At 66.3% G+C, this 26,427-nt stretch carries 20 protein-coding genes; 9 read left to right on the top strand and 11 right to left on the bottom strand.

The window, feature by feature from the left end:
• Nucleotides 1-38 precede the first annotated feature (38 nt).
• Together DXK94_RS05920 and DXK94_RS05925 are read left to right on the top strand one after the other, a co-directional pair.
• Nucleotides 39-914 (top strand): sugar phosphate isomerase/epimerase, encoded by an 876-nt coding sequence (locus DXK94_RS05920; protein WP_115524232.1) that lies wholly within the window; start codon nucleotides 39-41, stop codon nucleotides 912-914.
• Nucleotides 911-2,347: a sugar porter family MFS transporter gene (locus tag DXK94_RS05925; RefSeq protein WP_115524233.1), complete on the top strand. Its 1,437-nt coding sequence runs from the start codon at nucleotides 911-913 to the stop codon at nucleotides 2,345-2,347. The genes DXK94_RS05920 and DXK94_RS05925 overlap by 4 nt, the downstream gene beginning before the upstream one ends.
• A gap of 76 nt (nucleotides 2,348-2,423) precedes the next feature.
• Here DXK94_RS05925 and DXK94_RS05930 read toward each other — a convergent pair whose 3' ends face one another.
• The gene (locus DXK94_RS05930) at nucleotides 2,424-2,873 is read right to left on the bottom strand and encodes a MarR family winged helix-turn-helix transcriptional regulator (protein ID WP_079597804.1); all 450 of its coding nucleotides are present in this window, start codon (nucleotides 2,871-2,873) and stop codon (nucleotides 2,424-2,426) included.
• 158 nt (nucleotides 2,874-3,031) lie between these two features.
• On the opposite strand from DXK94_RS05930, the gene DXK94_RS05935 reads away from it, so the two are divergent.
• Entirely contained in the window at nucleotides 3,032-4,240 is a 1,209-nt protein-coding gene (locus tag DXK94_RS05935; RefSeq protein ID WP_115524234.1) for an MFS transporter, read from the top strand.
• Between the two features lie 121 nt (nucleotides 4,241-4,361).
• Here DXK94_RS05935 and DXK94_RS05940 read toward each other — a convergent pair whose 3' ends face one another.
• From DXK94_RS05940 to DXK94_RS05955, 4 genes are all read right to left on the bottom strand, one after another.
• Nucleotides 4,362-9,659, bottom strand: coding sequence for a peroxidase family protein (locus tag DXK94_RS05940; RefSeq protein ID WP_115524235.1), 5,298 nt, complete (start codon nucleotides 9,657-9,659; stop codon nucleotides 4,362-4,364).
• Nucleotides 9,660-9,761: 102 nt separating this feature from the next.
• Nucleotides 9,762-10,277 carry a hypothetical protein gene (locus DXK94_RS05945; protein WP_079597801.1) on the bottom strand — a complete coding sequence of 172 codons (516 nt, stop codon included), beginning with the start codon at nucleotides 10,275-10,277 and terminating at the stop codon, nucleotides 9,762-9,764.
• Between the two features lie 77 nt (nucleotides 10,278-10,354).
• The gene (locus tag DXK94_RS05950; protein ID WP_115524236.1) at nucleotides 10,355-11,053 is read right to left on the bottom strand and encodes a response regulator transcription factor; all 699 of its coding nucleotides are present in this window, start codon (nucleotides 11,051-11,053) and stop codon (nucleotides 10,355-10,357) included.
• Nucleotides 11,050-12,564: a cell wall metabolism sensor histidine kinase WalK gene (locus tag DXK94_RS05955; RefSeq protein WP_258868449.1), complete on the bottom strand. Its 1,515-nt coding sequence runs from the start codon at nucleotides 12,562-12,564 to the stop codon at nucleotides 11,050-11,052. Before DXK94_RS05955 ends, DXK94_RS05950 begins: the two co-directional genes overlap by 4 nt.
• Nucleotides 12,565-12,879: 315 nt before the next feature.
• Between DXK94_RS05955 and DXK94_RS05960 the strand changes: the two genes are divergently transcribed.
• From DXK94_RS05960 to lepB, 3 genes are read left to right on the top strand one after another with little or no spacing between them, the layout of a single operon-like run.
• Nucleotides 12,880-14,307, top strand: coding sequence for a BTAD domain-containing putative transcriptional regulator (locus DXK94_RS05960; protein ID WP_258868450.1), 1,428 nt, complete (start codon nucleotides 12,880-12,882; stop codon nucleotides 14,305-14,307).
• Nucleotides 14,308-14,357: 50 nt separating this feature from the next.
• Nucleotides 14,358-15,767, top strand: coding sequence for a sensor histidine kinase (locus DXK94_RS05965; RefSeq protein WP_115524299.1), 1,410 nt, complete (start codon nucleotides 14,358-14,360; stop codon nucleotides 15,765-15,767).
• Nucleotides 15,768-15,812: 45 nt separating this feature from the next.
• Complete coding sequence (lepB, locus tag DXK94_RS05970; RefSeq protein WP_115524238.1) at nucleotides 15,813-16,352, top strand: signal peptidase I; 540 nt, start codon at nucleotides 15,813-15,815, stop codon at nucleotides 16,350-16,352.
• An 18-nt stretch (nucleotides 16,353-16,370) separates the two neighbouring features.
• Here lepB and DXK94_RS05975 read toward each other — a convergent pair whose 3' ends face one another.
• From DXK94_RS05975 to DXK94_RS05985, 3 genes are read right to left on the bottom strand one after another with little or no spacing between them, the layout of a single operon-like run.
• Nucleotides 16,371-17,390 carry a LacI family DNA-binding transcriptional regulator gene (locus DXK94_RS05975; RefSeq protein ID WP_115524239.1) on the bottom strand — a complete coding sequence of 340 codons (1,020 nt, stop codon included), beginning with the start codon at nucleotides 17,388-17,390 and terminating at the stop codon, nucleotides 16,371-16,373.
• A gap of 33 nt (nucleotides 17,391-17,423) precedes the next feature.
• Nucleotides 17,424-18,323 carry a 5-deoxy-glucuronate isomerase gene (iolB, locus tag DXK94_RS05980; protein ID WP_115524240.1) on the bottom strand — a complete coding sequence of 300 codons (900 nt, stop codon included), beginning with the start codon at nucleotides 18,321-18,323 and terminating at the stop codon, nucleotides 17,424-17,426.
• Nucleotides 18,324-18,341: 18 nt separating this feature from the next.
• Nucleotides 18,342-19,082, bottom strand: a complete 741-nt coding sequence (locus DXK94_RS05985) for a GntR family transcriptional regulator (protein ID WP_079597794.1) — start codon at nucleotides 19,080-19,082, stop codon at nucleotides 18,342-18,344.
• 292 nt (nucleotides 19,083-19,374) lie between these two features.
• Here DXK94_RS05985 and DXK94_RS05990 point away from each other — a divergent pair, with 292 nt between their 5' ends.
• Nucleotides 19,375-20,793 carry a sugar porter family MFS transporter gene (locus tag DXK94_RS05990; RefSeq protein WP_115524241.1) on the top strand — a complete coding sequence of 473 codons (1,419 nt, stop codon included), beginning with the start codon at nucleotides 19,375-19,377 and terminating at the stop codon, nucleotides 20,791-20,793.
• Between the two features lie 133 nt (nucleotides 20,794-20,926).
• Nucleotides 20,927-22,060 (top strand): LOG family protein, encoded by a 1,134-nt coding sequence (locus tag DXK94_RS05995; protein ID WP_115524242.1) that lies wholly within the window; start codon nucleotides 20,927-20,929, stop codon nucleotides 22,058-22,060.
• A gap of 32 nt (nucleotides 22,061-22,092) precedes the next feature.
• Here the strand turns inward: DXK94_RS05995 and DXK94_RS06000 are convergent, their stop codons facing one another.
• Both DXK94_RS06000 and DXK94_RS06005 read right to left on the bottom strand, forming a co-directional pair.
• The gene (locus DXK94_RS06000) at nucleotides 22,093-23,058 is read right to left on the bottom strand and encodes a matrixin family metalloprotease (RefSeq protein ID WP_395928359.1); all 966 of its coding nucleotides are present in this window, start codon (nucleotides 23,056-23,058) and stop codon (nucleotides 22,093-22,095) included.
• Nucleotides 23,058-24,260, bottom strand: a complete 1,203-nt coding sequence (locus DXK94_RS06005; protein ID WP_395928362.1) for a VIT1/CCC1 transporter family protein — start codon at nucleotides 24,258-24,260, stop codon at nucleotides 23,058-23,060. Before DXK94_RS06005 ends, DXK94_RS06000 begins: the two co-directional genes overlap by 1 nt.
• Nucleotides 24,261-24,476: 216 nt before the next feature.
• Between DXK94_RS06005 and DXK94_RS06010 the strand changes: the two genes are divergently transcribed.
• Nucleotides 24,477-24,707: a hypothetical protein gene (locus DXK94_RS06010; RefSeq protein WP_079597789.1), complete on the top strand. Its 231-nt coding sequence runs from the start codon at nucleotides 24,477-24,479 to the stop codon at nucleotides 24,705-24,707.
• Between the two features lie 136 nt (nucleotides 24,708-24,843).
• Here the strand turns inward: DXK94_RS06010 and DXK94_RS06015 are convergent, their stop codons facing one another.
• Nucleotides 24,844-26,364 (bottom strand): sodium:solute symporter, encoded by a 1,521-nt coding sequence (locus DXK94_RS06015; protein WP_115524244.1) that lies wholly within the window; start codon nucleotides 26,362-26,364, stop codon nucleotides 24,844-24,846.
• Nucleotides 26,365-26,427 lie beyond the last annotated feature (63 nt).

Below are 26,427 nucleotides of genomic sequence, written 5' to 3' on the forward strand. Positions count from 1 at the left end.
GGCTCCTCCCATAACTGATCCACAATGGAGTGTTTTACGTGAAAATCGCGCTTGACCCCACCCCGTTCCACCACTCGCACAGCCTGCTCGAGTTCCCGAAGGTGGTTGCGGACCTCGGTTACAAGTACATGCAGATGACCCCGCACGCGGACTTCATCCCCTTCTACAACCACCCCAAAGCGGATGATGAACTGGTGGGCCAGCTGAACAAGGCCTGCAGGGATGCGGGAATCGAAATCGCATCCGTCCTGCCTGTGCTGCGCTGGTCCGGCCCGGATGAGGATGCCCGGGAGGCGGCGGTCCGCTATTGGAAGCGTGCCATCCAGATCACCGTGGACCTCGGCGCCAGCACCATGAACACTGAGTTCAGCGGACGCCCGGAGAAGGCGGAGGAGTCCGAGCGGGCCTTCTACCGCTCCATGGAGGAACTGCTGCCCATCATCGAGCGGGAGGGCATCGACCTGCTGATCGATCCACACCCGGACGACTTCGTTGAAGAAGGCCTCGCCGCTATCCGCGTGATCCGCGGCCTGAACTCGAAGAACGTGGGCATGGTGTACGTGGCATCGCACAGCTTCCACATGAAGAACCAGCCACTGGACATCATGCGGGCGGCAGGGGACAAGCTGCGCCTGGTGCACGTGGCCGACACCATGAACCACCACGCCTCGCACGGACTGCGCTACATCACCAACCCGCCGGGCAACCCCGTGCGCGTCCACCAGCACCTGAAAATCGGCGACGGCGACGTGAACTGGGACGAGTTCTTCGGCGGCCTCAAGGAAATCGGCTTCCTTGACAGGGACGACACCGTGATGGTGTCCAGTGTCTTCGCCGAGGACGAGAACGCCGAGGACGTCTCCCGCTACCAGCTGGACGCCATGAAGCAGTACATCCAAAAGGTCAGCCAATGAGTGGCCCTGTGCCTGCGGCAACCGGAACGAAGCCCCCCAACCACAAGAAGGCGCTCCGGACCGTCACCATCATCTCCACGTTCGGTGGCCTGCTCTTCGGCTACGACACCGGCGTGATCAACGGCGCCCTGCCGTACATGCAGGAGGACCTGGGGCTGACTCCCCTGACCGAAGGGCTGGTGACGTCCTCGCTGCTGTTCGGCGCAGCGTTCGGTGCCCTGTTCGGCGGCCGCCTCGCGGACCGCAACGGACGACGCAAGATGATCATGGTCCTTGCGATTATTTTCCTGGTGGGAACGCTGGCCTGCACATTCGCCCCCAACACCGAGGTGATGATCGCCGCCCGGTTCGTGCTGGGCCTCGCCGTCGGCGGCGCGTCCGTCACCGTGCCCGTCTACCTCGCCGAAGTATCGCCAAGTGCCCGGCGCGGCCGGATCGTCACCCAGAACGAACTGATGATCGTGACCGGGCAGTTGCTGGCCTTCATCTTCAACGCCTACCTTGGCAACACCTTCGGGGAATCCGGCGGCATCTGGCGCTGGATGCTGGTGATCGCCACGCTTCCCGCCATCGCACTGTGGATCGGTATGAACTTCATGCCGGAGAGCCCGCGCTGGCTGGCGTCGATGGGCAGCTTCGGTGAGACCCTCAGCGTGCTGCAGCGCATCCGCTCACAGGCCGAGGCCCGGACGGAGTTCGAAGAGGTCAAGGCGATGGCCGTTGAGGACTACAAGTCCAAGATGGGTTCGTGGAAGGACCTCGGCATCCCGTGGCTCCGCCGAATCTTCTTCGTGGGCCTGGGGCTGGCCGTTATCCAGCAAATTACCGGCGTGAACTCCATCATGTACTACGGCACGCAGATTCTGGCACAGTCAGGTTTTGGCCGGGAAGCGGCGCTGACGGCCAACATCGCCAACGGCGTGATCTCGGTGCTTGCCACGTTCGTGGGCATCTGGCTGCTGGGCAAGGTGGGCCGCCGCCGCATGCTGATCACGGGCCAGGTGGGAACGACGTCGGCCCTGCTGCTGATCGGCCTGTTCTCGTTGATCCTGCCCGAGGGCGCCGCCCGCGGCTTCGTCATCCTGTCGCTGACGGTTACCTTCCTCGCGTTCCAGCAGGGGGCCATCTCGCCGGTTACCTGGCTGATGCTCTCTGAGATTTTTCCGCTCAAGATGCGCGGCCTGGGCATGGGTGCTTCCGCGTTTGTGCTGTGGATTGTGAACTTCCTGGTGGGCTTCGGCTTCCCGCAGCTCCTGGCCGCTATCGGACTCTCCAGCACGTTCTTCGTATTTGCCGTCCTGGGCGTCGGCGCCATCGCGTTCGCCGCGAAGTACGTCCCGGAGACCAAGGACAAGAGCCTGGAAGACCTGGAGCACTACTTCAAAAACGTGGCGGGAAAGAAGCCTGAAGCCGCAGTGGGCCACAGCCTCTAACAGCAGCCGCCGTACAGCACGGGACGGACGGGTGCCCCTTTGAGCCAGTCTCAAAGGGGCACTCGTGGTTGTCGTGTCAGGCCCGGACGTGCAGCTTTGGCAGGGCGTCCACGAGGGGTGCCAGTTCGGGGATGTCCAGCGCCCCGGCCAACGCGCGTTCCAGCGTTTCGTCATGAACCGGCCGGGCTTTTTCGAGGAGGCTGATGCCGCTCGAGGTGAGTTCGGTGTAGATTCCGCGCCGGTCGTCGTCGCAAAGAATCCGCGTCAGGAGTCCCCTGTCCTCCAACCTGTTGACCAGCCGGGTTGTGGCGCTGGGGCTCAAGGCGGTGGCCCGGGCGAGCTGCTGCATGCGCATGTGCCAGCCATCCTGGCGGCTGAGTGCGTCCAGGACCGTGTACTCCACAACGGACAGCTTCGAGTGCGCCTGGAGTGACCGCTCCAGTTCGTTCTCAATCAGTCCGTGGAGGGCCGCCAGGGTCCGCCATCCCTGCGCGCGGACCTCTACGGCGTCGTCCTTGATGCCCATGGTGTTTGCTCCTTTTGGCTGGCGGCCCCGAAGTGACCGCCGGCGGATACGGAAATAGTTGCTTGCGCGGTATATTTGCATGTGCAACAATAAATACCGCGTCTGCAACTATCTTAGGCGCCTTCCCGTACCGAGTACAGCTCAAAGGAGCATTTCCCATGCCTACTGGTTTACTGGCCCTTGCCCTCGGCGGGTTCGGAATCGGACTCACGGAATTCGTCATCATGGGGCTGCTGCCCGAGGTGGCCGCCGACTTCGGTGTCAGCGAGGCATCGGCGGGGTGGTTCATCTCGGGCTACGCACTGGCCGTGGTGGTGGGCGCCCTGGGGCTGACGGCAGGGGTGACCCGTTTCGACCGGAAACCCGTGCTGGCCACCCTGTTGCTCCTGTTCATCGTGGGGAACCTGCTGTCCGCAACGTCGTCAGGCTATTGGCCCATGATGCTTGGCAGGGTTATCGCAGCCCTTGCCCACGGCGCTTTCTTCGGCATTGGTGCCGTTGTGGCGGCGGACATGGTGGCGCCGGCGAAGAGGGCAGGCGCCATTGCCCTGATGTTCACCGGCCTGACCGCAGCCAATGTCCTGGGCGTTCCGTTCGGGACCCTGCTGGGCCAGGCTGCCGGATGGCGTGCCACCTTTTGGGCCATTACCGTGATTGGCGTGGTGGCGCTCGCCGGGATTCTGGCACTTGTTCCTGCCACCGCCGGCACCAGGGGGCAGGCCGGCGGCCTGCGGCGGGAGCTGCAGGCCTTCCGGTCGGGGCAGGTCTGGCTATCCATCGCAGTGACCATCCTGGGATTCGGCGGCATGTTCGGGGCCTTCACCTACATTGCGTACACACTGACCGAAGTGTCCGGTTTTGCTGCCACCACCGTGCCGTGGCTGCTCATTGTGTTTGGCGTTGGCCTCTTTGCCGGCAACACCCTGGGCGGCAAGGCCGCCGACCGGAATGTGGACCGGACCCTGCTGGTGGTGCTCGCCGTCCTGGGTGCAGTTCTGGTGGCCTTCGCGCTCACGGCCGGTAACCAGGTGCTGACGGTTGCCTCCCTGGTCCTGATGGGCGGCTTCGGTTTCGCCACTGTTCCCGGACTGCAGATGCGGGTGATGAAGTATGCCAGCACTGCGCCCACGCTGGCGTCCGGCGCCAATATCGGTGCATTCAACGTGGGCAACGCGTTGGGCGCGTGGCTGGGCGGGGTGACCATCACCGCGGGGCTTGGCTACACTTCGCCGATCTGGGCCGGCGCGGGCATCACGCTCCTGGGCCTGGCAGTGATGGCCTTCGCCGCGGCAGCCGCCAGGCGGAGTGATGCACCCGGTCCGGTGGAAGTGCCGGAGCGGGCCGGTGACCCACTTCCCGCCCGCTGACACCGGCGGGGCCCGAGTGCAGGGACTGTTGCGCAGCGGGGTTAACCAGATGTGACCTGCACAGCCTGTTGGCTGGCAGGTCACACCTGGCATTGGCGAAGATGCCGTGGACTATGCGGACTTACTCAGGTTTTGGACCTGCATCCGAGTTGGCAAGTGCTTTCCTGGCGTAGGCCCGATACCGGAGCACCTTGTACGCCAACAAGGCGGCAGCAGCCAGGAGGCCGCCGGTGGTGATGGCCGCGACCACGGCACCGGGACCGGTGGAAACGTACCCGGCCAGGGCCGCGAGGGCAATCGGTGCCACCGTGCCGAATGTGCCCCCGAAAGGTGCACTGCCCGTAGCCGGCGGCTGGTCCTGTCCGGCGGCTGCCAAAGGTGCTTCCGCATCCCGCTCCACGGTGCCGCGCTGGTTAGCCCTGGTGCGTTCCTCGGCTGTGGCGCCGGGGGTGACGGGCTTACTCAGCTCGGAAAAGACGGGTTCGCCTTCCCCGGCGGGGGCAACCTGGAACCGGTATGCTGCACCGTTCTCCAGGCCACGGACCACCATCCTCGAGGCGCCGTTCTCAGCAGCCTGGATGGCACCCACCTGGTTACCGTTGGAATCGACGGTCCGGACGAGGAAGCCTGCGGGTGCGGGATTCGCAGGTGCCGGGTTGACCGGTGCGGGATCGACGGGTGCCGGGTCCGCGGGTGCGGGGTCGACCGGCGCGGGATCCACGGGTGCCGGGTCCACTGGTCCCGAATCCACGGGTGCGGGATCGACGGGTGCGGGATCGACGGGTGCCTGGTCCACCGGTCCCGAATCCACGGGTGTGGGGTTCGGGTTGGCTGGAGCGGGATCCACGGGCGCGGGGTTGGGAGCTGGATCCGTACCCGGCGCCGGGTCAACGATCACCACAACCTCGCCATCGCCCGGAATGACGTCCACGCCGTCGTTGGCACCGTCGTCGGTTCCGCCGTCGGTCCCTTCGTCGACCTCGTCCTCGGTCACGTCCTCAGTCCCGTCGTCGGTTCCGCCGTCGACGCCGTCTTCGACCTCGTCCACGTCGTCGTCCACGTCTACGGGATCCTCATCCTCCACCCCGTCCCCTTCACCGTCGTCGAGCCCGTCGCCGAAGACCAGGGTTTCGATGTTGTGAAGGGTGTCTGTACCGTCCTCACCGCCGTTGTGGGTGACTGTGGTGACAGAGCCAGGGGAGCCCATGGTGCCGTCGCCGCCGGTGGTGGTGATGGTGTAGTTGGCTTCGAGGTCCGAGAAGACCGCGCTGTCCGTCCCTTCGGCGGAGCTCAGGATTTCCCGCACCACGATGATGTTGGCTGGATCCACGGTCCCTGCGAATACCGCCTGCTGCAGCGTGGGTCCGGTGAGGGCGCCGTCGGCGTTGCGCTGGTACTGTGCGGTCATTGAGGTGGCGCTGCCGATCTCCGTGGACGCATCTGCAGCGTTGGTGCGGATGCTGAGCCGGATGCTCATGTAGCGGTCGCCGTCGATGATGTCGTTGCCGCCGCGGCCTTCGAGGACGTCGTCGCCGCCGCCGCCGAGAAGGATGTTGCCTTCGCCCCAGACCTGGGGCCCGTTCAGCACGGGGCATTCCTGGGATGCGGATGCGTTGACGACGTCGGCGAGGGGCGTCGGAAGGGACGGGATGAGCTGGTTGAGCCCGGCGATGCGGTCCACGCCGGCCTGGTCCAGGACGTCGCAGCCGATGAAGCCGCCACCGCCCCTTGTGCTCGGGATGATGTCATCCCCCCGGAGCACGTCATTGAGCGGGCCGCCGGAGAGGGCTTCCACCTCGTTGTACCTGTCCCGGACGCCAACCTGGAGGATGTCCAGCGGCTCGATCGGAAGCTCGAGGTCGGCGTCCTGGGGCTGGGGATCGAAGAGCCCCATTTCCCAGTCGTAGCCGGACGCGCCCGCCACTTTTTCGACGCCGGGGCCGGCAATGCCGATGTCGTCGCCGCCCTCCATGTCATAGTCGTCGTCGCCGCCCTGGCCCATGAGGATGTCATTGCCGGGCTTCTGCGAGTCGTCCAGGAAGAACAGGTTGCTGGAGTCGCCGATCAGGAGGTCGGGGCTGTCGCCGCCTTCCACCCAGTCATTCCCGCCGCCGCCGAAGACGGCGTCCAGGCCTTCACCGGCGATCACGAAGTCGTCATCTTCACCGGCGAACGTCTCGTTCGAGTTCGCACCGCCGTTGATGAAGTCCCTGCCGTCCCCGCCGATGAGGATGTCCAGGCCGGGGCCGCCGTCGATCGCGTCATTGTCCGGCCCGCCCTTCAGGATGTCGTCCCCGGCGAGGTCGGTGATGATGTCGTTTCCGTCGCCGCCCAGGACGGTGTCGGCGCCGTCACCGCCCTCGATCACGTCGTTGCCGAGGCCGCCCCACATGGTGTCGTTGTCCACACCGCCGTAGATGCGGTCGGCATTGCTGGAGCCGTTGTACACGGCCTGGCCGTTGATGCCGGCCGGGTCCACCGAGTTCGAAGCACGGTACTTGATGGTGCCGTCGGGCATGCGGATCAGCAATGCTGCCTCGTTGCACTCCGACGCCGGATCGTCCGCCACGGTGTTGCCGGAAGCCGCGAAGCCCTCCGGAGTTCCGGCCAGGTTCTTCAGCTCGAACTTGCAGTCTGCAGTGGCAAATGCGTCGGCTTTCAGCGCCTGGGCATTGGTGTTGCGCATGATGATCTCCGCGAAGGAGTTTCCTTCGAGCTGCGCCATCAGGTTCATCCCGGGGGTGCGCGCCAGGTAGTAGAGCCGGTCACCGTTCTGCAGATCGGTCATCTGGCTCTCGAAGACGTAGTTGAACGTGCTGCCGAGCAGGCCGCCGAACAGGTTAGTCCGTTCGGCCAGGCCGCCCATCCACAGGTCGATGTCATCGAGTCCGGTGGTTGAGGCGGTGCCGTTGTTGGCCCAGCCGTCGATGCTGTTCATGAACGCCACGGCGTCCTCCGGCGCAACCTCACCGGCCAGGGTGTCCGGGCTGACGATCAGCCGGGCCGCCGTGCGCTTGGCCTCAAGGGTGGTGGCCTGCACGATCGACGGGTGCTTGCCGTAGGCGGCCACGAAGTTGACCAGCGACTCCGGGTGCTTGATGTTTTCGCCGAAGTCGATCCAGTTGGTGTACGGCTTGAGCTGGCTGTCGTTCGTGGCGCCATGCAGTTCCCGGCGCAGCGCATTCAGCGTGGGCAAACCTTCGGACCGGGCACGGGTCAGGTTGATCGCGGCCAGGTCCATGGGCAGTCCCAGCAGCTTGTTCCGCAGCGTATCCGTGACGAACTCGTCCAGCTCGCTCCCGACCTGGTCCGACATTCCCATGATGATGCTGCCCGCGGCCTCTTCGGAGGTCAGCGGCCCGGCGGGGCCGCCGTCGGTGTATTCGGGCGGATTCAGGAAGCCCTCCAGGAGGGAGATATCGTTCTGGGACCCGCGGACGTCGTCGGAATTCCCCCACACGCCGTCGGCACCCGGGCCGTCCTCGTTCCGGCGGGAAATGGTCTCCGTCAGCATCGAGTGGCCGAACCGGTATACGGCGTGGGCGAACTCGGCGCTGACCGCGGGATTGATGTCCGTCTGCGAGAAGGCGAAGGGTTCGAAGAGGTTGATGGCGGGCTGGATTTTCCGCGCGAACTCCTCGAAGACCAGGTGCTGGTACTCCATTTCCGCGATGAACCGCGCGGCCTGGAAAAGCCGTTCGCCGTTCCAGCCGTCTGCCCCGGTGGCAAGCTTCCACTCGGGCAGGGCGGCAGCGCCCCGGGTGGACGCATCGGTGCTGAGGACCCTCTTGATATCTTCCACCAGGCGGTCATGCTCGGAGTGGAAGACCTGGTGGATGGCGGTCAACCCGATGTTCTCGTTGACCCTGCCGTCGCCAGCTATGAAGTGTGCGTTCAGCATTTCGTCGTCATACGTGCCGGGAGCCTGGCTCATGAAATCTGCAGACGCGGAGGTGTCTGCATCCGGCACCGGCGCGACACGCGGTGTTGCCGGATTGTGGTCGGTGTCCTGCAGCGACGGATCGGCGTTGTGCGCGATGTCCGTCAGGAACGGTGTGTGGAAGTACAGCACGTCCTGCGGCACCAGGGTTCCCAGGCCACCGTTCGCGGTGCGGTCTGCCTCGACCAGTCCTGACCTCGTGACAAACTGCGGGAGCCCGTTCTTCGGGCCCGGGATGAACTTCCCATAGGCATCGGCGGCGAGCATGGGGACGTTGAGGACGTCCTTGTCCAGCAACTGGATGCCGAGCAGCTCCCGGGCCTGCTTCTTGGTGGTGGCCCAGGTGGCCATGCCGCCGGCCTCGGGCGTGCCGGCCGGGCCGCCCAGCAAGGCACCCGTCGATACCGGCTGCCCGGCTGCGTTATTGACGTACTCGCGCAGGAACACCTGGTGGGAGGCATGGGACGTGTACGTCTGGCTCTGGTCTACCCAGGGCGAGTTGGTGTTCAGGGCATCCTGGACATCGTCCTGCGTCCCCGGGACACCGTCCGCGCCCGGCTGGTTCATGCCGCGCGTCAGGACCATAAAGCGCATGTGCGGATTGAGGTCATCCGCGTTGCCGAACACGTGGTCCGGCCCCGCGATCAGCGGGTCATCGGCCTTGAGCGGAACATAGACGGTGCCGCCGCCCTTGACCGTCTGGTCGATGCCATGGTCAAAGAACTGGCCGAAGAGGGTGAAAAGGGAGTTGTAGGGCGGTGAGAGTCCGACGTCGGTGGTTACGTTGGGAATGAACAGGGTGTTGTGCGAGGGGACGCAGCCGTCCGGCTCGGCAGCAACGGGAGGAACCGCCTCCGGGTCCGGGTCGACGACGCAGGGCACCACGCCCTCGTTGCCCTGGGTCCGCGCCGGGAACCCGGCGGCGGCCACAGCGGCGGGGTTGGTTGACGTTTGGTCGGCGATCAGGTTGCTGATGGTTCGCGGCCGCGAGTCGAAAACGCTGCCGGACTTCTGCGTGTAGCTCGTGGCGACGGGGGGACCGCCAAAGGAGCCCCTTTCGGCGTCGCCGAACGACTTGGATCCCAGCCGCGGGAACACCTGGTCTGCCGCGCCGAAGGTCTCCTGGCCCTGCTGGAGGTTGTTGCAGCTTCCGTCAACTGTGCGCAGCCCGTGGGACAGCAGCGGGCTGGCAAGCTGGTTGGGGCCGGGTCCCACCAGGGCGCCGCAGGGCCCGGTCTCGGACGTGGTGTTGGCCACGTGCGCTTCGGCGATCTTGATCTGCTTCAGGATGAAGGACAAGTCCGAAGGTGTCACCGTGAACCCTGCGCCCACGGGGGCCTGCACGGCATGGGCCGCGAGCGGCGGCAGGCCCATGGAGGCAGCCAAAGCGACTGCTCCTGATGCTGCCAGCGCCTTAAGGCCCCTTCCGCCGGTTTTCTGCTGTCCTGAGTGCGCTGACCCGCGTCGTATCGCTTTCATGCTGCACATGCTCCCCAGTAGCGCCGACTTCCCAGTCGAGTCGGCTGAACAAGGTCATGGTGCAGGGATGTTCTAGGGAAAAGCTTGGTGCCATCCCAAGGTCTACCGGTCACCGCCTTTGTCGTCGCCCGGGCCGTCGTCTGACTCGCTGTCGTCCCTGAGCCCGCCTTTGTCGTCGCCCAGGTCGTGCAGGGGGCCGTCGTCGGAAACCCCGTCCGGCCTGAGCCCGCCCTTGTCGTCACCCACATCGTGCAGGGGGCCATCGTCGGAAACCCCGTCCGGCCTCAGTCCGCCCTTGTCATCGCCCACGCTGTGGGTAGGGCTGTGGGTCGGTTGCAGCGGGGGATACGTCTGCAGTTCAACCTGGATGCGTTGTGTCTCCGGGGCCGTGTGGTCAGGTATCGCGGTGATGCTGGGCGTGGAAGTGGGCGTGGGCGTCGGAGTGGCAAGCAGGGCCGGCTGTTCCCCAGGTTTGGCGGTGCCGCTGCCGGACTGCACGTCGGCCACCACCACTCCGGGAGAGACTGCAGGGGGCGGGCCCGCATTGGCCTGTGCCCACACCGTAAGACTCGCCGCACCTGCCACTGCTGCGATGGGGAGGTACCAAAACTTTTTCATCGGTTCGCCTTTCCTTGTTGTGTTCCCACCCTGCCGGGCCACGGTGAGAGGGGGATGAGACTTTTATGAGAGACCTCTCATCCGCCGGAACGGGCAGGGGATGGGGCATCCTGAAGGGCCACGAACCGGTACCCGGCGCCGCGGACTGCCACAATTCTTTGGGGGCCGAGCTTGTTGCGCAGGTACCCCACGTAGACATCCACCACGTTGGAGGACCCGTCAAAGTCGTAGCCCCACACCCGGCTCAGCAGCTGTTCCCTGGTCAGCACCTTGCCTTCGTTTTCCACGAACACCCGGGCCATCGCGAACTCCCGGGCGGACAACGGCACCGTCCTGCCACGGACAGTTGCGCTGCGAAGGTCGACGTCCAGGCTGAGGTCACCGCTTGTGGGGGCCGGTGGGGCCGGAAAGCCCGCCGTGTGGCGCAGCCGCAGGCGGATCCTTGAGAGCAGCTCCTCGAAGCGGAACGGTTTGCTCATGTAGTCGTCCGCGCCGCCGTCGAGCGCTGCCACGGTGTCCTGGACGGAATCCTTGGCGGTCAGGACGATCACCGGAACCGTGCAGCGCATAGCGCGCAGCGCGGTAAGCACCGCAAAGCCGTCCATCCGCGGCATAGCGATATCCAGGATGAGCAGGTCGAAGTCGCCGGAACTGGCGTAGTCCAGCGCCCGGATGCCGTCCTCCGCCGAGGAGGTGATGTACCCGGCAGCCGTGAGGCCCTTGGCGATGAAGCTCACGATCCGTGGTTCGTCGTCGGCGATCAGTATTCGGGTCATGGGGTTCCTCCGGGCAGGGAGAGTACGAATGTGCTGCCTTCATTGACCTGCGAGATCACCCGCAGTGACCCGCTGTGGGCTTCGGCGATGGCCTTGACGATCGGCAGCCCCAGGCCGGATCCTTCCGTGCCACGCGATACTCCGGCCCTGGCGAAACGGTCAAAGATCCGTTCCTGGTCGGCAGCGCTGATGCCGCATCCCGAGTCCGCCACCCAGATTTCGACGCCGGCTCCGGAAAGTGCGGAAGGTGCAGGCGGCACAGTGACGTCCAGCGCCCCAACCCAGGCTGCGCCGAGGGATATCACGTCATGCGGCCGGGTGGACTGCACTGCATTAGCCGCCAGCTGCTCCACCGCCTGGGTGAGGCGGTTGCGGTCCGCGCGGAACCGTCCGCCCGGCATGGTGTCGATCTGCCACCGCCGGTCCGCCAGGACCTTGATCCTGTCCATGGCCGCCACAAGGAAGGAATCGGCGTCGACCCACTCCAGCCGGACAAAGTCGGGCCGGCCGCTCCTGGCCAGCAGCAGGAGCTCGTCCACCAGGGACTGCATCCGGTCCAGTTCCTCCAGGAGCAACGCCTGGGTCTCACGGACGTCCCGGGGGTCTTCCGCCTGCAGCAGTTGAAGATGGCCGCCGATGATGGTCAGGGGAGTCCGGAGCTCATGGCTGGCGTCATCCACAAATTGGCGCTGGTCCGCGATGCCCGTCTCCAGCCTGTCCAGCATGCGGTTGAAGTCCGTTGCCAGCTGCGAGACGTCGTCGTCACCAGGCGGCACAAGGACGCGGCTGCTCAGGTCCTCGAACGTAATGGATTCCGTGGCCTGGCGCAGGCGGCGGACCGGAACAAACAGCCGGCCCGTGACGGTGAAACCTACCGCTCCCGCCAGCAGCAGCGTAGCCAGCGAAGCCACGCCGAAGGTGCCAAACGACGCCATCATCTGCTCGCGCTGGCGGCCAATTTCGTTCGCTGCCACCAGGAGCCCGCCGGGGGCTCCGCGTTCCAGGGATACGGACGTGATGGCCAGGCGCACCGTCCGGCCGTCCAGCGTCACGTCATGGAAGGCGGTGCGGCCCTCCACGTGCGCGGCGCGTGCTGCATCCAGCACTTGGGAAGCATCGGGGGTGCCGGGTTGCCCGGCGGCTGGCAGGAAGGTGTTGCCGCCGATCACGGTGGCCATCACCGATTCGTACCTGCCCGGAGCGTCACCCTGGAGGAACACGGTGAACAGCTCATCCAGCGAGGTATACGGCCCTCCACCCGGAACGCCCTGCTCCACGATATCGTGCAGCCGCCCGGATTGAAGGAGGAGGTCCTCATTGACCCGGTTGTTAAGGTTGCCCAGGTCAAGGGTGAGGGTGGTGATACCGGCGGCCAGCAGCCCGGCCGCCAGGAACCCAAGGACCGTGGCCAGGACACGGAACCGGACCGTCCGCAGTCCTGCCCGTACCACGTGCCAACCCCGGCCCACCCGGATGGTGGCCACCCTCGCGGTTCCGGTACGCAGTTTCATCGTGTTTCCCATCCTTTGCCGGACGGCTGCACCACTGCAGCTGCCCGTTGCAAACCGCCCAGCAGCGGTTTTCTGCCACCGTAGGCTGGCCGGCTTGGGGAATTCTTTGGCGGCGGCGCGCTGGCTCCGGGCAGGACTACCTAGGTTTTTCCCAACATTTGAACCCCAAAATGAATCCGCGTGTTGACCAGCAAAAACGTGCTAATAGGCGGCTTTTATCCCCGCACATCTGCCGGGCTTCCGCCGGATGGATTCCGAGTACCTGCCCCCAGGTACTAAGTACCTGGAAGGAAAGGCCACGTGAAGAAGCGAGTAATGAGCACTGTTGTTCGCCTGCTGACCCGTCAGTTCAATGGGACGCAGGCAGTACTCAACTACTTGGGGGGCACCATCGTGGCTACATTGGAGATGGCGAAGAAAAGCGGCGGTCCGGGGCTGGTTGCCGAAGTGTTGCCGCAGGCACCGGTGCTGACGATTTCGGTTTTTGGTCCGTTGACCATCCGCCGCGGGAGTATGGAGCTGGGCTCGAATGATCTTGGCGGGCCCAAGCCCCGGCAGGTGCTGGAGATCCTTTTGTTGAACTTCGGCTCGGCGGTGTCCAAGACCCGCATCATGGACCTGCTGTGGGGTGACAATCATCCGTCGGTGGCGTTGCCCACCCTGGAAAGCTATGTCAGTGTCCTGCGGCGGCACCTGCAGCCGGGCACCGGCCGGACTGGGCCGTTGCGGACGGTCACCGGCGGCTACGCGATTGACCGGTCGCTGGTGGACCTGGACCTGAACCGGTTCGACACGCTGACCAAGCAGGCCAGCCAGGCCGACGCGCCGGCAGCGCTGGCACTGCTCACCGAAGCACTCGAGATCGCTTCGGCCCCGTTGCTGGGGGATGAGCTGCTGCCGGCCTGGGCCGAGGAGGAACGGGCCCTGCACGCAGCCCGGGTCAGCCTGGCCCGGGTCCAGGCTGCCGAGACCGCCCTGGCCGTGGGGGACGTGGCCAAAGCGATAACGTGGGGCGGCGCGGCGGCCAAGGAAGACCCCCTGAACGAACGGGCCTGGACCGCCCTGATTCTGGGGCTGGAGCGCAACGGCGAAAAAACCGAGGCGCTGCGGGCATACGACCGCTGCCGCCGGGTAATGGACGAAGAACTGGGCTGCGCGCCCAGCCCGGTGCTGAAGGAGGCACACGCCAGGCTCCTGACCAGCACCGCAGCCGCCCAGGGGCCAGCAGAAGCCCGTCCCTCCATCCGCGTGGTGGCCGGCAGCCGCGACGCTGCACCGCAGCTGACCAAGCAGGACACCGATCGGCTGCGGATCCTGATCGTTGATGACCACACCACCTTTTCGGACCTGCTGGCCGGGGCACTGGACCGGGAACCGGACCTGAAAAGTGTGGGGGCGGCGAAGTCGGTGGAGTCCGCGGTGACCATGTTCCGCGAGCTGCAGCCCGACGTCGTCATTATGGACCTTTACCTGACGGACGGCTCCGGCCTCAAGGCCGCCGAACACATCCTGTCGGAAGCCTCGGAAGCCCGGATCGTGATGCTCACCGGCAACCCCTCGCAGGACGCGCTGCGTGAGGCTGCCTCGATGGGTATTTGCGGGTTCCTCCCCAAAGACGGAGCCCTGGGAGTCATGCTTGACACCCTGCGGCACGCCCACCCCGGCAACATGATCGTCCACCCGGCCCTGGTGGCGGGACTGGGCGGCGCTGCCGGATCCCTTCCGGAACCTGCGGGCATGTAGTTAGGCCACCTACAGTGCGCGTACACCACGTGGAAGCGGCCTCCCACAGCATGAACAAGGCCCCTGGAGTAGACGAGCGTCGTGAGGTCCGGTCAGCTGTTACACGGTTCCTCACCGCGGGGTTCGTGGCCCTCGTCCTGGTTGCCACTCCCGTCGCGTTCTGGATCTGGGCTGAAGCGGAACGGCACGCCCTTGCCAACGCAAGGGACTTCACGCAGCGCCTGGCCGATAACGTGGTGGGGCCGCTGCTAACCGACCAACTCCTGGCCCGCGATCCCGCCGCGCTGGAATTACTCGACGAGCGGTTGGCGCCATGGCTGGCCAACGGCGGCGTAACCAGGATCAAAGTGTGGGACGAGCACGGCCGGGTGGTCTATTCGGACGTGAAGTCGCTCATCGGGCAGGATTTTGAACAGGAGGAATGGGCGCGCCGCCTCCTTGAGGGCGGGCCGGCGACCGCCACCTTGGAATCCCAGACCGGGGAAGAGAACGAGTACGAGGCTGATTCCGGCGAACTCGTGGAGGTCTACGCCCGCTCTTCTTCCGCGAGCGGCGCACCGATGATCTTTGAAACATACTCGTCAGGTGTGGCGGTGCGCGGCGAACAGCGGGCAGTGCTGATGGGCATGATTCCACCGATGCTGCTGTCCCTGGCAGTCCTGCAGCTGACGCAACTGATTCCCGCCGTCCGCCTGGCCCGGCGGATCCAGCTCGATCAGGTGACGCGCAATGCGCTGCTGCGCTGCGCGATTGAAGCGTCTGACCAGGAGCGCCGGCAGATCGCCAGCGAACTCCATGATGAAGTGATCCAGGACTTGTCGGGGCTGGCGTACGCTTTGGAATCGGAGGAGCGCTACGGTCCGCCCGAACTCCAGGCGGTTTTCTCCAAGGCCAGGACGATGCTGCAGAACAACATCCGCAGCCTGCGCGCCATGACCAGTGAGCTCTATCCTCCGGACCTCGAAGAGCTTGGGCTGAAGGCTTCCCTCCTGCGGCTGGAGACACCCTTGGTGGAGCGCGGTATTGCCTTGACAATGGAGATCCCGGACAAGCTAGTGCTGGACCGGGACCGGGCCGTCCTGGTCTATCGTGTGGCGCGGGAAGCCCTGGTGAACGCCACGAAGCATTCCGCGGCTCAATCGGTGGCACTCCGGATCCGCCATGCCGGCCAGCGCACCCAGATCACGGTTTCAGATGATGGCCGCGGCTTCGATACAAGCCAGCCCCGCCCGGAAGGCCACTTTGGCCTAAGGATCCTGGGGGACACGATCCGGCAGGCGGGCGGCACCCTTGAGGTCCTTTCCACGCCCGGCGCAGGAACGTCCGTCACAGCGACCTTCGGGGCCGCCGCGCCTTCCGTCCGCTGGGCAAGCCGGCATCCCGCTGCGTCCCCACGCGAGGACTCCTTGCCACAGCGTGTGCCGCTGAGGTCCCTGCCCGAACGCGGCGCCCTGAGGTAGCCGCCAGATGCGACTGGATGACGAAGAGGATTGAAAACGGTACTGATGGACGACAGCGGCCGGCGGCGCGCCCCCCGGCACCGGCTGCCGGGTACGACCCCCGGGCCAGCCGGGAGACACTGGCCCCGCCTCATCGCGTTGGCTGTGATTCCGGCCCTGGTGATCCTCGCCGTGAGGGCGTGGCTGCTGGAACCGTTCACTGTCTCGTCGGACAGCATGGAGCCGACCATCCCCATGGGGTCGGTGGTGCTCCTGTATAAGCCGGGTGCGGGCCTGATCAGTAACGGGGTGGTGGTGGCTTTCACCAGTCCCGTCGACGGGCGCACCGCCATCAAGCGGGTCATTGGCCTTGAAGGGCAGACTGTGGCTATCCGCGACTCGGAACTGTATGTGGACGACGTCGCCGTCCCGGAGCCCTTCATCGACCACAGCCGCATCGACGCCACCTACTTCGGCCCCGAAAAAGTCCCGGCAGGAAGCGTTTTTGTGCTGGGGGACAACCGGGGAGTATCGATCGATTCCAGGGACTTCGGCGCCGTGCCTTTGTCCGCGGTCCGGGGCACCCTGCTGACCGGCCAGAAGTAGGAACCGGGGGAGTCCGTGCTACCCGGCGGCCGGGTCCGAGGAACGCCGTACCAGGAGGACGGGGTCCAGCTTGCGGGTCACCGCCGGGCCGGCCGTACCGCCGATCCGCTCCAGCATGACCTGCGCCGCCAGCTGTCCCAGCTCCCGGGCATGCTGGTCGATGGACGTCAGCCCGATCAGCGGTGAGGCCGCCACTTCGATGTTGTCGCAGCCCATCACGGCAACGTCGTGGGGGACCGAAAGACCGTGGGAGGCCAGGGCTTCCATGATGCCGATGGCCGTCAGGTCGTTGTGCGCAAAGATGGCCGTGGGCACCTCGGCGCCCGAGGCCAGGAACTTTTCCATCACGGCCCGGCCGCCGCGCTCGGTCATGTCGCTGTGCACCAGCATCGGCGCCAGGCCAAGCTTCTCCATGGCATGCAGGTAACCTTCCCTGCGGGCCGTGTACGGAAGCCAGTCCGAGATGTCCACGTGCGCAATCCGCCGGTGCCCCAGTCCGTGGAGGTGCTCCACCGCAAGCGCTCCGGACCGGAAGTCGTCGCACAGGACGGAATCCACGCCGTCGATCTCCAACTCCCGGGTGATCACCACCGCCGGCGTCCCGCGCAGTGCGGCGGCCAGCTCCTCGGCTGAACCGGTGTAGCCGGCCAGGATGACGCCGTCCACCCGCAGGTCCACAAACGAGCGGACCGCCTCCAGCTCCGTCCCCGGGTCGGCGGAGCCGACGGCGACCATCACCTGGTTGCCGCTGCCGGCGGTCCCTTCGGTGATGCCGTCATAGATGTCCGCGAAGACGGAGTTGTGCAGGTCCAGGAACAGGACGCCCAGCGTCCTGGTGCGGTGGCTGGCAAGGCGGCTGGCCAGCCTGTTGGGGGAGTAGCCCAGCGCGGCGGCGCTCTCGAGCACCGCCGTGCGCCTGGCAGGCGACACCTTGGGGGAATTGCGCATCACCAGTGACACCAGCGCACGGCTTACCCCGGCCTCGCGGGCCACGTCCTCCATGGTCACTGACCGCTGGGCGGGGGAAGTCTGCTTCACAAGACTCCACTATGCCATTTGCGGAAAGGGCGGCTACGCGCCGAAGGGCAGCCTCGGGTCGATGTCCTGGCCGTCCCAGCCCTGGCGTACCCAGCCGTGGTGCGGGTCGTCGCTGATCAGCCACTCGCGGACCGGGCCGGGGCCTGCCATGACGTTGAGGTAGTACAGGTCGTAACCGGGGGCTGCCATCGCGGGGCCGTGCCAGCCGTAGGGGACCAGGACCACGTCGCCCGTGCGGACTTCGGCGGAAACGTCGATGGGGCGTTCGTCGGAGGCGTAGACGCGCTGGTAGCCAATGGCGTCAGCGTCAGCGTCGGCGGGCGCGGCGGAACCGGCTGCCACCTGGGTCTCGAAGTAGTAAATCTCCTCGAGATGCGTCTCGCCGTCCTTCTCCTCGTCGTGCTTGTGCGGGGGATACGAGGACCAGTTCCCGGCGGGGGTGAGGACCTCGCAGACGATGAACCGGTCGGCTTCCAGGGCGGCGGGAGTGCCGAAGTTGTGTACCTGGCGGGAGCAGTTGCCGGCCCCGCGCAGCTCCACCGGCGTCTCCGCTGCGGTGATGAGGCGGGTGGGATAGGACGCGTTGGCTGGCGCCGTGGCGACGGCAACACGTCCGCCGTCGGACGAGCTGATGGTGACCGTCCGGCCGGTGCCCGAGTACAGGACGTCGCTGGGACCGGAGAAAACGGTGGCGCGGCCGTGCAGCTCATAGGGGTCCCCGTCCACCGTTACGGTGAAGGATCCGTTGAGCGGCACCACGATGCGTTCCTCATCGGAGGCGGGAAGTACGACGTCGGCCCCTGCGGCCAGGGTGGCCACCTTCAGTCCCGTGTGTGCCCACCCCTCCACGATGAGGGAAGAGTCGGAGGTTCCGATCGAGACGTCCCACTTGCCGTCAGTGGCGGTGCCCAGCGGGTAGACCCAGTTGGTCATGGAGTGTGCTCCTTGCGGTTAGCGCTGTACGAGTGTCATTTCAAAGCTGTAGGAATCGGCGCGGTAGACGTGGTGGCCCGTCTCCACGCGCCGGCCGGTGTCGTCGACGGCGGTGCGCTCCATGGTGACCAGGGCTGAGCCCTCGGCGGCTTCCAGCATGGACGCCTGGTATTCGTTGGCGGTCATGGCGCCGATGCGCTGGGTGGCCAGCCGGAAGTTGACGCCGCCGCGGCGGAGGATCGAGTAGAGGCCTTCGGCGGCGAGCATGGCTTCGTCCATGTCCGCGATGTCGTCACGCACCCAGTTCTCCATCAGTGCCAGCGGCTTGCCGCCCACCTTCCGCAGCCGGGTGAAGTGGTAGACCTTCGATCCCGCCGGGAGCTGGAGTGTGGCGAGGGTGGCCTCGTCCGCCTCGAGGTGGGCGAAGCTCAGGACGTCCGTGGTGGGCTTCTTGCCGTTGTTGGTGAGGTCGTCATACAGGCTGGACAGCTCCAGCGGACGGCGCACCTGGCTGGAAACCACCTGGGTGCCCACCCCGCGTTTGCGCACCAGCAGGCCGGACCGGACCAGTTCGTCCATGGCCTTGCGCATGGTGGGACGGGACAGGTTCAGCTGGGCCGCGAGGTCGATCTCGTTGTCCAGACGGCTGCCCGGCTCGAGGACCCCGCTGTAGATCGCGGCTTCGATGCCCTGCACCACCTGGTGGTAAAGGGGCACGGGGGATGAACGGTCGATGCTGAGACCCAGGTTGTTCGCCACGTTTCGTTCCTGTTCTTGCTTGACGGCTCCAGCCCCGCCTGATGAGGCGTAAGCGGCCGCTTTGCCACCATATGTTCTCTTGATAGGACATACTTGCGCCTTCGATCGTAGCAGGCAGTGCTGCCGGGTCAAGGCTGATGCCTTCACTAAGCCATGAACCGGCCGGAAATTTATTTGTGCTGACATTAGGACTTTTCCTTGACGCGAATGATTAGAGCGCTCTAAAGTCAGTGTCACGCATCACATCTCAGGCCGGTTCGTCCCGGTCCCCAAGAGAATCTGAGAGGCAACAATGCAGTTGCAGAAACAAGCCCTGAACGCCCCCGGCAGCCAACGCCGCGGGTACCTGGCCCGCTTGACCGTGATCTCCACCCTCGGCGGCCTGCTCTTTGGCTACGACACCGGCGTCATCTCCGGTGCCCTGCTGTACATGAACGACTCCCTGAACATGAGCGCCGTCGAGGAAGCCACCGTCGTCAGCGCGCTGCTCTTTCCCGGCGCCGCAGTGGGCGCCCTGACCGGCGGTCGCATGGCGGACAAGCTGGGCCGCCGCGGATCCCTGCTGGTCTGCGCCCTGCTGTTCCTCTTCGGCGCCATCGGCTGCGCCATCGCCCCGAACGTTCCGTTCATGATCGCGGCCCGCATCCTGCTGGGCCTCGGTGTGGGAGCTGCCGCCGTCACCTGCCCGCTGTACCTCGCGGAAATGGCGCCGGCCCACCTGCGCGGCCGGATGGTCACCATCAACGAGCTCATGATCGTGACCGGCCAGATGCTGGCCTTTGCCATCAATGCCCTGCTGGATGCCCTCATTCACGACACCGAGGTCTGGCGCACCATGCTGGGCATTGCCTCGCTGCCCGCCCTCGCGCTGCTCGCCGGCATGCTGCTGCTGCCTGAGTCCCCGCGCTGGTACGCCGTCCGCGGCCGGCTGGAAGACAGCCGCCGTGTCCTGAACCTCAGCCGCAGCCCGCAGGAGGCAGCCGCCGAATTCGAAGAAATCGCCGAGGCTGCCCGGACGGCAAAGGAGGAGCGCGGCCACGCCTGGCGTGACCTCCGCAACAACCCCTGGATGCGCCGGCTTCTGTGGATCGGCATCGGCCTTGCCACCGTGCAGCAGGCCACCGGCATCAACACGGTGAACTACTACGCCCCCACCATCCTGGAAAAGAGCGGGCTGGGAGTGAGCGCGTCGCTGGTTGCCACCATCGGCGTCGGCGTCACCTCCGTGCTGATGACCATCCTGGGCATCTGGCTGCTGGGCTTCATCGGCCGCCGCAAGATGCTGGTCATCGGCTTCTCCGGCGTGGTGGGCTCGCAGGCGCTGCTGGCGATCGTCTTCCTGCTGCCCCAGTCCGACCTTGCCAGCTACACCATCCTCGCCGCCATGATGCTGTTCGTCGCCTTCGTCCAGTGCTTCATCGGCACCTGCGTCTGGCTGCTCCTCTCCGAAATGTTCCCGCTGGCCATCCGCGGCTTCGCCATGGGAATCGCGGTGTTCGCCCTCTGGACCGTCAACGCCGCCATCTCCTTCCTGTTCCCGATCGTCGTCGAGGCGCTGGGTTCCACCGGCACGTTCGGCCTGTTCGTCCTGGTGAACGTCGCGTCGCTCGCGTTCGTCATCAAGTTCGTTCCCGAAACCAAAGGCCATTCCCTCGAGGACCTGGAAGCGCACTTCCGCGAAGGCGCCGTCCCCGCGAAGCTGCCTGCCTGATCACCTACCTCTGAAAGCAACGCGGGGTCAGACCCAGCCCAATCCGGAGCTTCCGGAGGGCCGGATCTGACCCCGCGTTGCTTTTGCCGGTGGCTTACGCTGGGTGGATGAGCAGCAGAAGGGGGCAACAGCCATGAACCTGTCGGGGAACCTGGGCCCCAGCCCGCGCAGCCTGGAAGTGGAAGACCTGGAAAGCTTCGACCGCATGCTGGCGGCCGGCGCCGTGCACCTGCAGGGCTGGCACGCGCAGTCCCTGGACCTCCGCGGCAGGGCTTCCGCCCTGGCCGGCCTCGACGTGGAGGGCGCCATTTTCCTTGGCTGCACCTTTGACGAGGGAATGGAGGATGCCCTCCGCCGCCGCGGAGCGCTCATCTTTCCACGGCTCACGGGAGTCCCCTTCAACCCGTACCGCTCCACGCTCTACTCGCCCGGCGAACTCTATGACGGGCTCGCCGGCGCCCCCTACGAGGAGCTGCCAGACGCGCGGATCTACCAATGGAGCATCCAGCCGGGCCAGCGGCACCGGGTGGACGCCACCCTCGCCTCGGCCCTGCACGACCATGCAATCGGCGACGCGCTGGACGAGCTGACCCATTCCCACCCCTGGTCAGGGCAGCCCATGGTGGGAGTGATGGGCGGGCACGCCGCCCAGCGTGGCAGCGCGGACTACGCGCAGGCGGCCATGCTTGGCAGGCTGCTGGCAAGAAACGGCTATTCCGTTGCCACCGGCGGAGGGCCCGGCGCCATGGAGGCCGCGAACCTGGGTGCCTACCTGAGCCAGGCGGACGACGACGGCCTGCAGGCTGCGTTGGACATGCTCGCGGCCGTTCCCGGCTTCCGTCCCTCGGTGTCGGCGTGGGCGCGGGCCGCGGCGGCCGTCGTCGAACGCTTTCCCGGCGGGACGCCGTCGCTGGGAATCCCCACCTGGTTCTACGGCCATGAGCCGCCCAACTGCTTCGCCACCCACATCGCCAAATACTTCGCGAACGCCATCCGCGAAGCCATCCTGCTGGAGCTCTGCCAGGGAGGGATCGTGTTCCTGCCCGGAGCCGCCGGAACTGTCCAGGAGATTTTCCAGGACGCCTGCGAAAACTACTACGGAGCCCCGGAAAAGCTCACGCCCATGGTCCTGGTGGGCAGGCACCACTGGGAGCACCAATACCCCGCGTGGCCCATGCTCCGCAGCCTGGCGGCGGGCCGGCCCATGGCGGACCGGATCTTCCTGGTGGACACCGTGGAAGAAGCGGTGACCGTCCTGCTCCGGTAGTCAGCGGTCCTTCAGGCCAAAGGTCTATTCGGCTAGAGGTCTTTCCGGCACTGGGCTTTGCTCAGCTCGAACAACCCGTTGAGGTCGCCCGCGGACAGACCCGCAGGGGTGCCGATCTCCGGGTACATCAGCTGGGTGGGGTCTTCCACATGGTCCAGGCCCACCACATGGCTCAGCTCGTGCAGGATCACCGCGGTGGCGTAGAGATGGCCATCCGGGTTCAGCAGCTCGGTGGCGATCTGCGGCGCGTCCAGGTCCAGGTCGCCGGTCACGAACGTCTTGGGCCCGTCGTCGTAACTGAAATGGGTGCTGCCGCCGGTGCCGATCACTTTCCCCTCCAGCTGCGGTGCCACCTCGGGCGTGGTCCACGCAATGAGCAGCGGTGCCCAGCGCTCGCCGTACGCGTCCGGCTGGTAGGGCTGCCGTTGCGGCGAGGACTGTTCACGGGTGGTGCCGTCATCAATGAACCTGATACCTGTTGCTGCCGAGATGGTGGCAATGGCCGCCGGAACCAGGCGCTCTGCACCGGCCGGGGCGAGGTCGGCGTTCACCACGTAGTGGAGGGGCCGGCAGGGCGAATATCCCACGGGACTGCCGTCACCGTTGACCGCAAGGAACCGATACGAGTCGCTGCCCACGGCAGGCGGGGAAGGGGCGCCGAGGGGAGCGTCTTCCTCCTCGAAGCCCGGGGGAGGGGTGTCCAGGCTGGCCTCTGCCGCAGGCCGGGTGCCGGCTTCACCGGACGGCGCAGCACTGTCCTGTGCCACGCTGTCCTGTGTTGTACGGTCCGGGCCGCCACCCGGCTGCCGTTGCTGCCCGTTGCCCGGGCCAATTCGAAAATCCAGGAGCTGCTTTACCCTGGGATCGTCCAGCACCAGCGCACCGCCCAACACTCCGGCGACGCAGAGGGCGCTGACCAGGACCACCCTGAATCGTGGGCCCGCGCCTTCCCTCCGGGTTCGGTAGCCTCCATGGCGCGGGGGCCGCTCTTCTTCCACTAACCCACCACGGTGCCGAAGACCAGCCCCAGCAGGTAGGTCACCGCGGCGGCTCCGAGCCCGATGGCGAGCTGGCGCAGGCCTCGGGTCAGGGGCGAAGTGCCGGACAGCAGGCCCACGATGCCGCCGGTGGCAAGCAAGGCAATGCCCACCAGGACGCCGGCCACCACCAGGGCAGCCACACCGGTCATGCCAAAGAGGAACGGCAGGATGGGCACGATCGCGCCGGAGGCGAAGAAGCAGAAGCTGGACAGCGCCGCGCCCCATGCGGTGCCGACAGCTTCATGCTGGTCTTCGTCCTCCGGCAGCTCCGGCTGCAGGGACAGGCTGGGATCACAGTCGCAGGACAACAGGCCCATGCGCTCTGCCACCCGGTGCTCGGCCGCCTCATGGGACATGCCCCTGGCCAGGTAGACGAGAAGGAGTTCGTTGTGCTCGATGTCCAGCTTCGGGGCCGCGGCCAAGGTGATCTGCGTGGGGCGGGTGGCCGCCAGGAGTTCCCGTTGGGACCGGACGGAAATGAATTCACCGGCGCCCATGGACATGGCACCCGCCAACAGTCCCGCGATGCCGCTGAGCAGGACCACGGTGCTGGCCACCCCGGACGCGGCCATGCCCATCACCAGGGACAGGTTGCTGACCAGGCCGTCGTTGGCGCCGAAGACGGCGGCGCGGAACGTACCGGCCAGGCGGTTGCGGCCGCGTGTTGCCAGGCCACGGACTACTTCCTCGTGGATCTGTTCGTCGGCGGCCATCGCAGCGGTGGCGTTGGGGTCCTTGGCATAGGGGGAGCGGCCTTCTGCCCGCTGGGCCAGGGCCAGTACGAACACCGAGCCGAAGTGCCGTGCAAGGAAGCCAAGGAACCGGCTGCGGAACGAGGCCTGCCGTGCCTTGCCCGCCTGTTGTCCCAGCAGGGCCAGCCAGTGCGCTTCGTGCCGGCCCTCGGCTTCCGCCAGGGCCAGGAGGATGTCGCGTTCCTCGCCCTGCCGGTTCTGCGCCAGGTCGCGGTAGACGGCGGCTTCGGCACGCTCGTCGGCAAGGTACTGGCGCCACCGCTTGATGTCTGCCGCGGACGGTGCGGGCCTCTGGGGCTGGTTCGGCTGGGCCGGATTCGATGGGCCCGGATTCGATGGGGCATGGTCGGGCTGGGCGTGCTGTGACACGGAAACTCCTGGGCTGGATAGGGCATGTAGCGGCCCCATTGCAGTGCCCAGCTTACTGCGAAATTCCGGGGTTTTTTGGCTGGCAAACCTCGCTGGAAGGTTTCGGTCTGCCTCAATCCGGTGGCCCCGCAGCCCGACCGGCAGGGCTCCGCATCTGCTATTGACCCGCCTGCCGCGCGGTGTTGTGATGAAAGTGTGGCGCAGCCGGCGCCCTCACTGAAAGAGCACGTCAGGCGAACAAACGGAGGTTGAATCATGAGCACCACCGGACAGCACCCGGACATGCCGCACCTGGACGCCGTCGAAGCGGACCCCGCCTACGACTACGCCGAGGATGCACCGGTAAATGAGGACGACTGGGACACCGAGGATGAATTCCTGGACGAGGAGGAACCGGTGGTACAGCCCGCCCCGATAGTCATCGACGCCGAGGACCGCCCGGTCCCGCTGGACCCGGACGAGGTCCGCGACACCGAAACAGAGTAGGCATAGGACAGACGACGACGGCGCCTCCTTCCGCGGTTCAGCGAAAGGAGGCGCCGTCGTCGTGCGCTGGCCGTGGTGCGTTGGCCGTGGTGCGTTGGCCGTGGTGCATGGGCCCTCGTGGCGCTGGAAGCGGCCGTCAGGGAGCGGTGACTGCTTCTGCCGGGGTTTCCTCGGTGTCCTGGCCGGCGACGCGGCGCTGCCAGTTCCGCATGACCCGGGGGTCGGTGGGCGGGGTGATGAGGGAGACGGCTATGTAGACCACGGCCGAGGCGAGGAGGCCGTAGTAGATGGGCTCGTTGGCGTAGATGCCGTCCAGCGGCGCCTTGGCGTTGATTTCCAGGACGATCATGGTGCCCAGGGTGACCACGGAGCCCACCGCCATGGAGGCAGCGGCGGCGATTCCGGTGCCGCGCTTCCACACGAGGCCGCCCAGGATTGCCACCAGGAGGCCGCCCACCAGGATGTCGTAGGCGATGGTCAGGGCGGCCACAACGTCCTTGGTGATAATGGCGATGACGATGGCGATGATGCCCAGGGTGAGGACCCAGATGCGGTTGGCCTTGACGTCGTGCTCGGGGTTGTCCGTGTCCTCGGTGCTGATGTTCTTGCCGAACCAGCTGGCCACGAACGGCAGGACGTCCGCGCGGGCTACGGTGGCGGCGGCGATCAGGGCGCCGGAGGCAGTGGACATCATGGCCGCGACGGCGGCGGCCAGGACCAGTCCGCCGATGCCGATGGGCAGCAGGTTCTGGGCAACTTCGGCGTAGACATCATCCTTGGCGGCGATCTCGATGTTGGACAGCGCTACGCTCGCGGCCATGCCGATCAGGGCGCCGGCAACACCGTAGAGGATGCAGTAGATGCCGGCCGTGGCTCCGCCCCAGCGGGCTACTCCGGGCGTCTTGGCCGTGAAGACGCGCTGCCAGATGTCCTGGCCGATCAGCAGGCCCAGGGTGTAGACGACGAAGTAGGTGATGATCGTCTGGAGGCCGATGCCGTCGATCTGGAAGAAGCTCTCGTCAACGCGGCTGCGGATGCCGTCGATGCCACCGGCGGCGTTGAGGGTGAAGGGGAGCATCAGGAAGAAGATGCCGACGGTCTTGATGACGAACTGCACCTGGTCTGCCAGGGTGATGGACCACATGCCGCCTACCGTGGAGTAGACCAGCACGATGGCGCCGCCAATGGCGATGGCCAGGGCGCGGTCGAGGCCGAACAGCACCACGAAGATGGTGGCGTAGGCGCCCGTGGACGTGGCGCACAGCATCAGCGTGTAGGCGAGCATCACGATGCCGGAGGCTTCGGTTGCCCGGCTGCCGTAGCGCAGGGTCAGCATCTGGGAGACCGTGTAGATCTTCAGTTTCTGGATGGTCCCGGCGAAAAGCAGGCTCAGGAGCAGGACGCCGGCGCCGATGGCCACCACCAGCCACATTCCGGAGATGCCGAACTTGTAACCCAGGCCCACGCCGCCGACGGTTGAAGCCCCGCCCAGGACGACGGCGGCCATGGTGCCGGTGTAGAGGAAGGGGCCGAGCCGCCGGCCGGCGACCAGGAAGTCGCTGTTGTTCTTGGTGCGGGACTTGCCCCACCAGCCGAAGGCCAGCATTGCGAGCAGGTACACCACCACGATGGCGATGTTGATGACTTGTGCGTCCATGTTGGGCTCCTTGGAGCTGTTTGGCAGCCGGGGGTTGCATCCGGAGCGGGGGGACGGCCGGAT

This window comes from Arthrobacter sp. RT-1 (assembly GCF_003367205.1).
GTDB lineage: Bacteria > Actinomycetota > Actinomycetes > Actinomycetales > Micrococcaceae > Arthrobacter.

Coding starts and splice junctions, on each gene's coding strand:
- DXK94_RS05925 (WP_115524233.1), top strand. CDS start 911: ATGAGTGGCCCTGTGCCTGCGGCAACCGGAACGAAGCCCCCCAACCAC.
- DXK94_RS05930 (WP_079597804.1), bottom strand. CDS start 2,873: ATGGGCATCAAGGACGACGCCGTAGAGGTCCGCGCGCAGGGATGGCGG.
- DXK94_RS05935 (WP_115524234.1), top strand. CDS start 3,032: ATGCCTACTGGTTTACTGGCCCTTGCCCTCGGCGGGTTCGGAATCGGA.
- DXK94_RS05940 (WP_115524235.1), bottom strand. CDS start 9,659: ATGAAAGCGATACGACGCGGGTCAGCGCACTCAGGACAGCAGAAAACC.
- DXK94_RS05945 (WP_079597801.1), bottom strand. CDS start 10,277: ATGAAAAAGTTTTGGTACCTCCCCATCGCAGCAGTGGCAGGTGCGGCG.
- DXK94_RS05950 (WP_115524236.1), bottom strand. CDS start 11,053: ATGACCCGAATACTGATCGCCGACGACGAACCACGGATCGTGAGCTTC.
- DXK94_RS05955 (WP_258868449.1), bottom strand. CDS start 12,564: ATGAAACTGCGTACCGGAACCGCGAGGGTGGCCACCATCCGGGTGGGC.
- DXK94_RS05960 (WP_258868450.1), top strand. CDS start 12,880: ATGAGCACTGTTGTTCGCCTGCTGACCCGTCAGTTCAATGGGACGCAG.
- DXK94_RS05965 (WP_115524299.1), top strand. CDS start 14,358: ATGAACAAGGCCCCTGGAGTAGACGAGCGTCGTGAGGTCCGGTCAGCT.
- lepB (WP_115524238.1), top strand. CDS start 15,813: ATGGACGACAGCGGCCGGCGGCGCGCCCCCCGGCACCGGCTGCCGGGT.
- iolB (WP_115524240.1), bottom strand. CDS start 18,323: ATGACCAACTGGGTCTACCCGCTGGGCACCGCCACTGACGGCAAGTGG.
- DXK94_RS05990 (WP_115524241.1), top strand. CDS start 19,375: ATGCAGTTGCAGAAACAAGCCCTGAACGCCCCCGGCAGCCAACGCCGC.
- DXK94_RS05995 (WP_115524242.1), top strand. CDS start 20,927: ATGAACCTGTCGGGGAACCTGGGCCCCAGCCCGCGCAGCCTGGAAGTG.
- DXK94_RS06005 (WP_395928362.1), bottom strand. CDS start 24,260: ATGGGGCCGCTACATGCCCTATCCAGCCCAGGAGTTTCCGTGTCACAG.
- DXK94_RS06010 (WP_079597789.1), top strand. CDS start 24,477: ATGAGCACCACCGGACAGCACCCGGACATGCCGCACCTGGACGCCGTC.
- DXK94_RS06015 (WP_115524244.1), bottom strand. CDS start 26,364: ATGGACGCACAAGTCATCAACATCGCCATCGTGGTGGTGTACCTGCTC.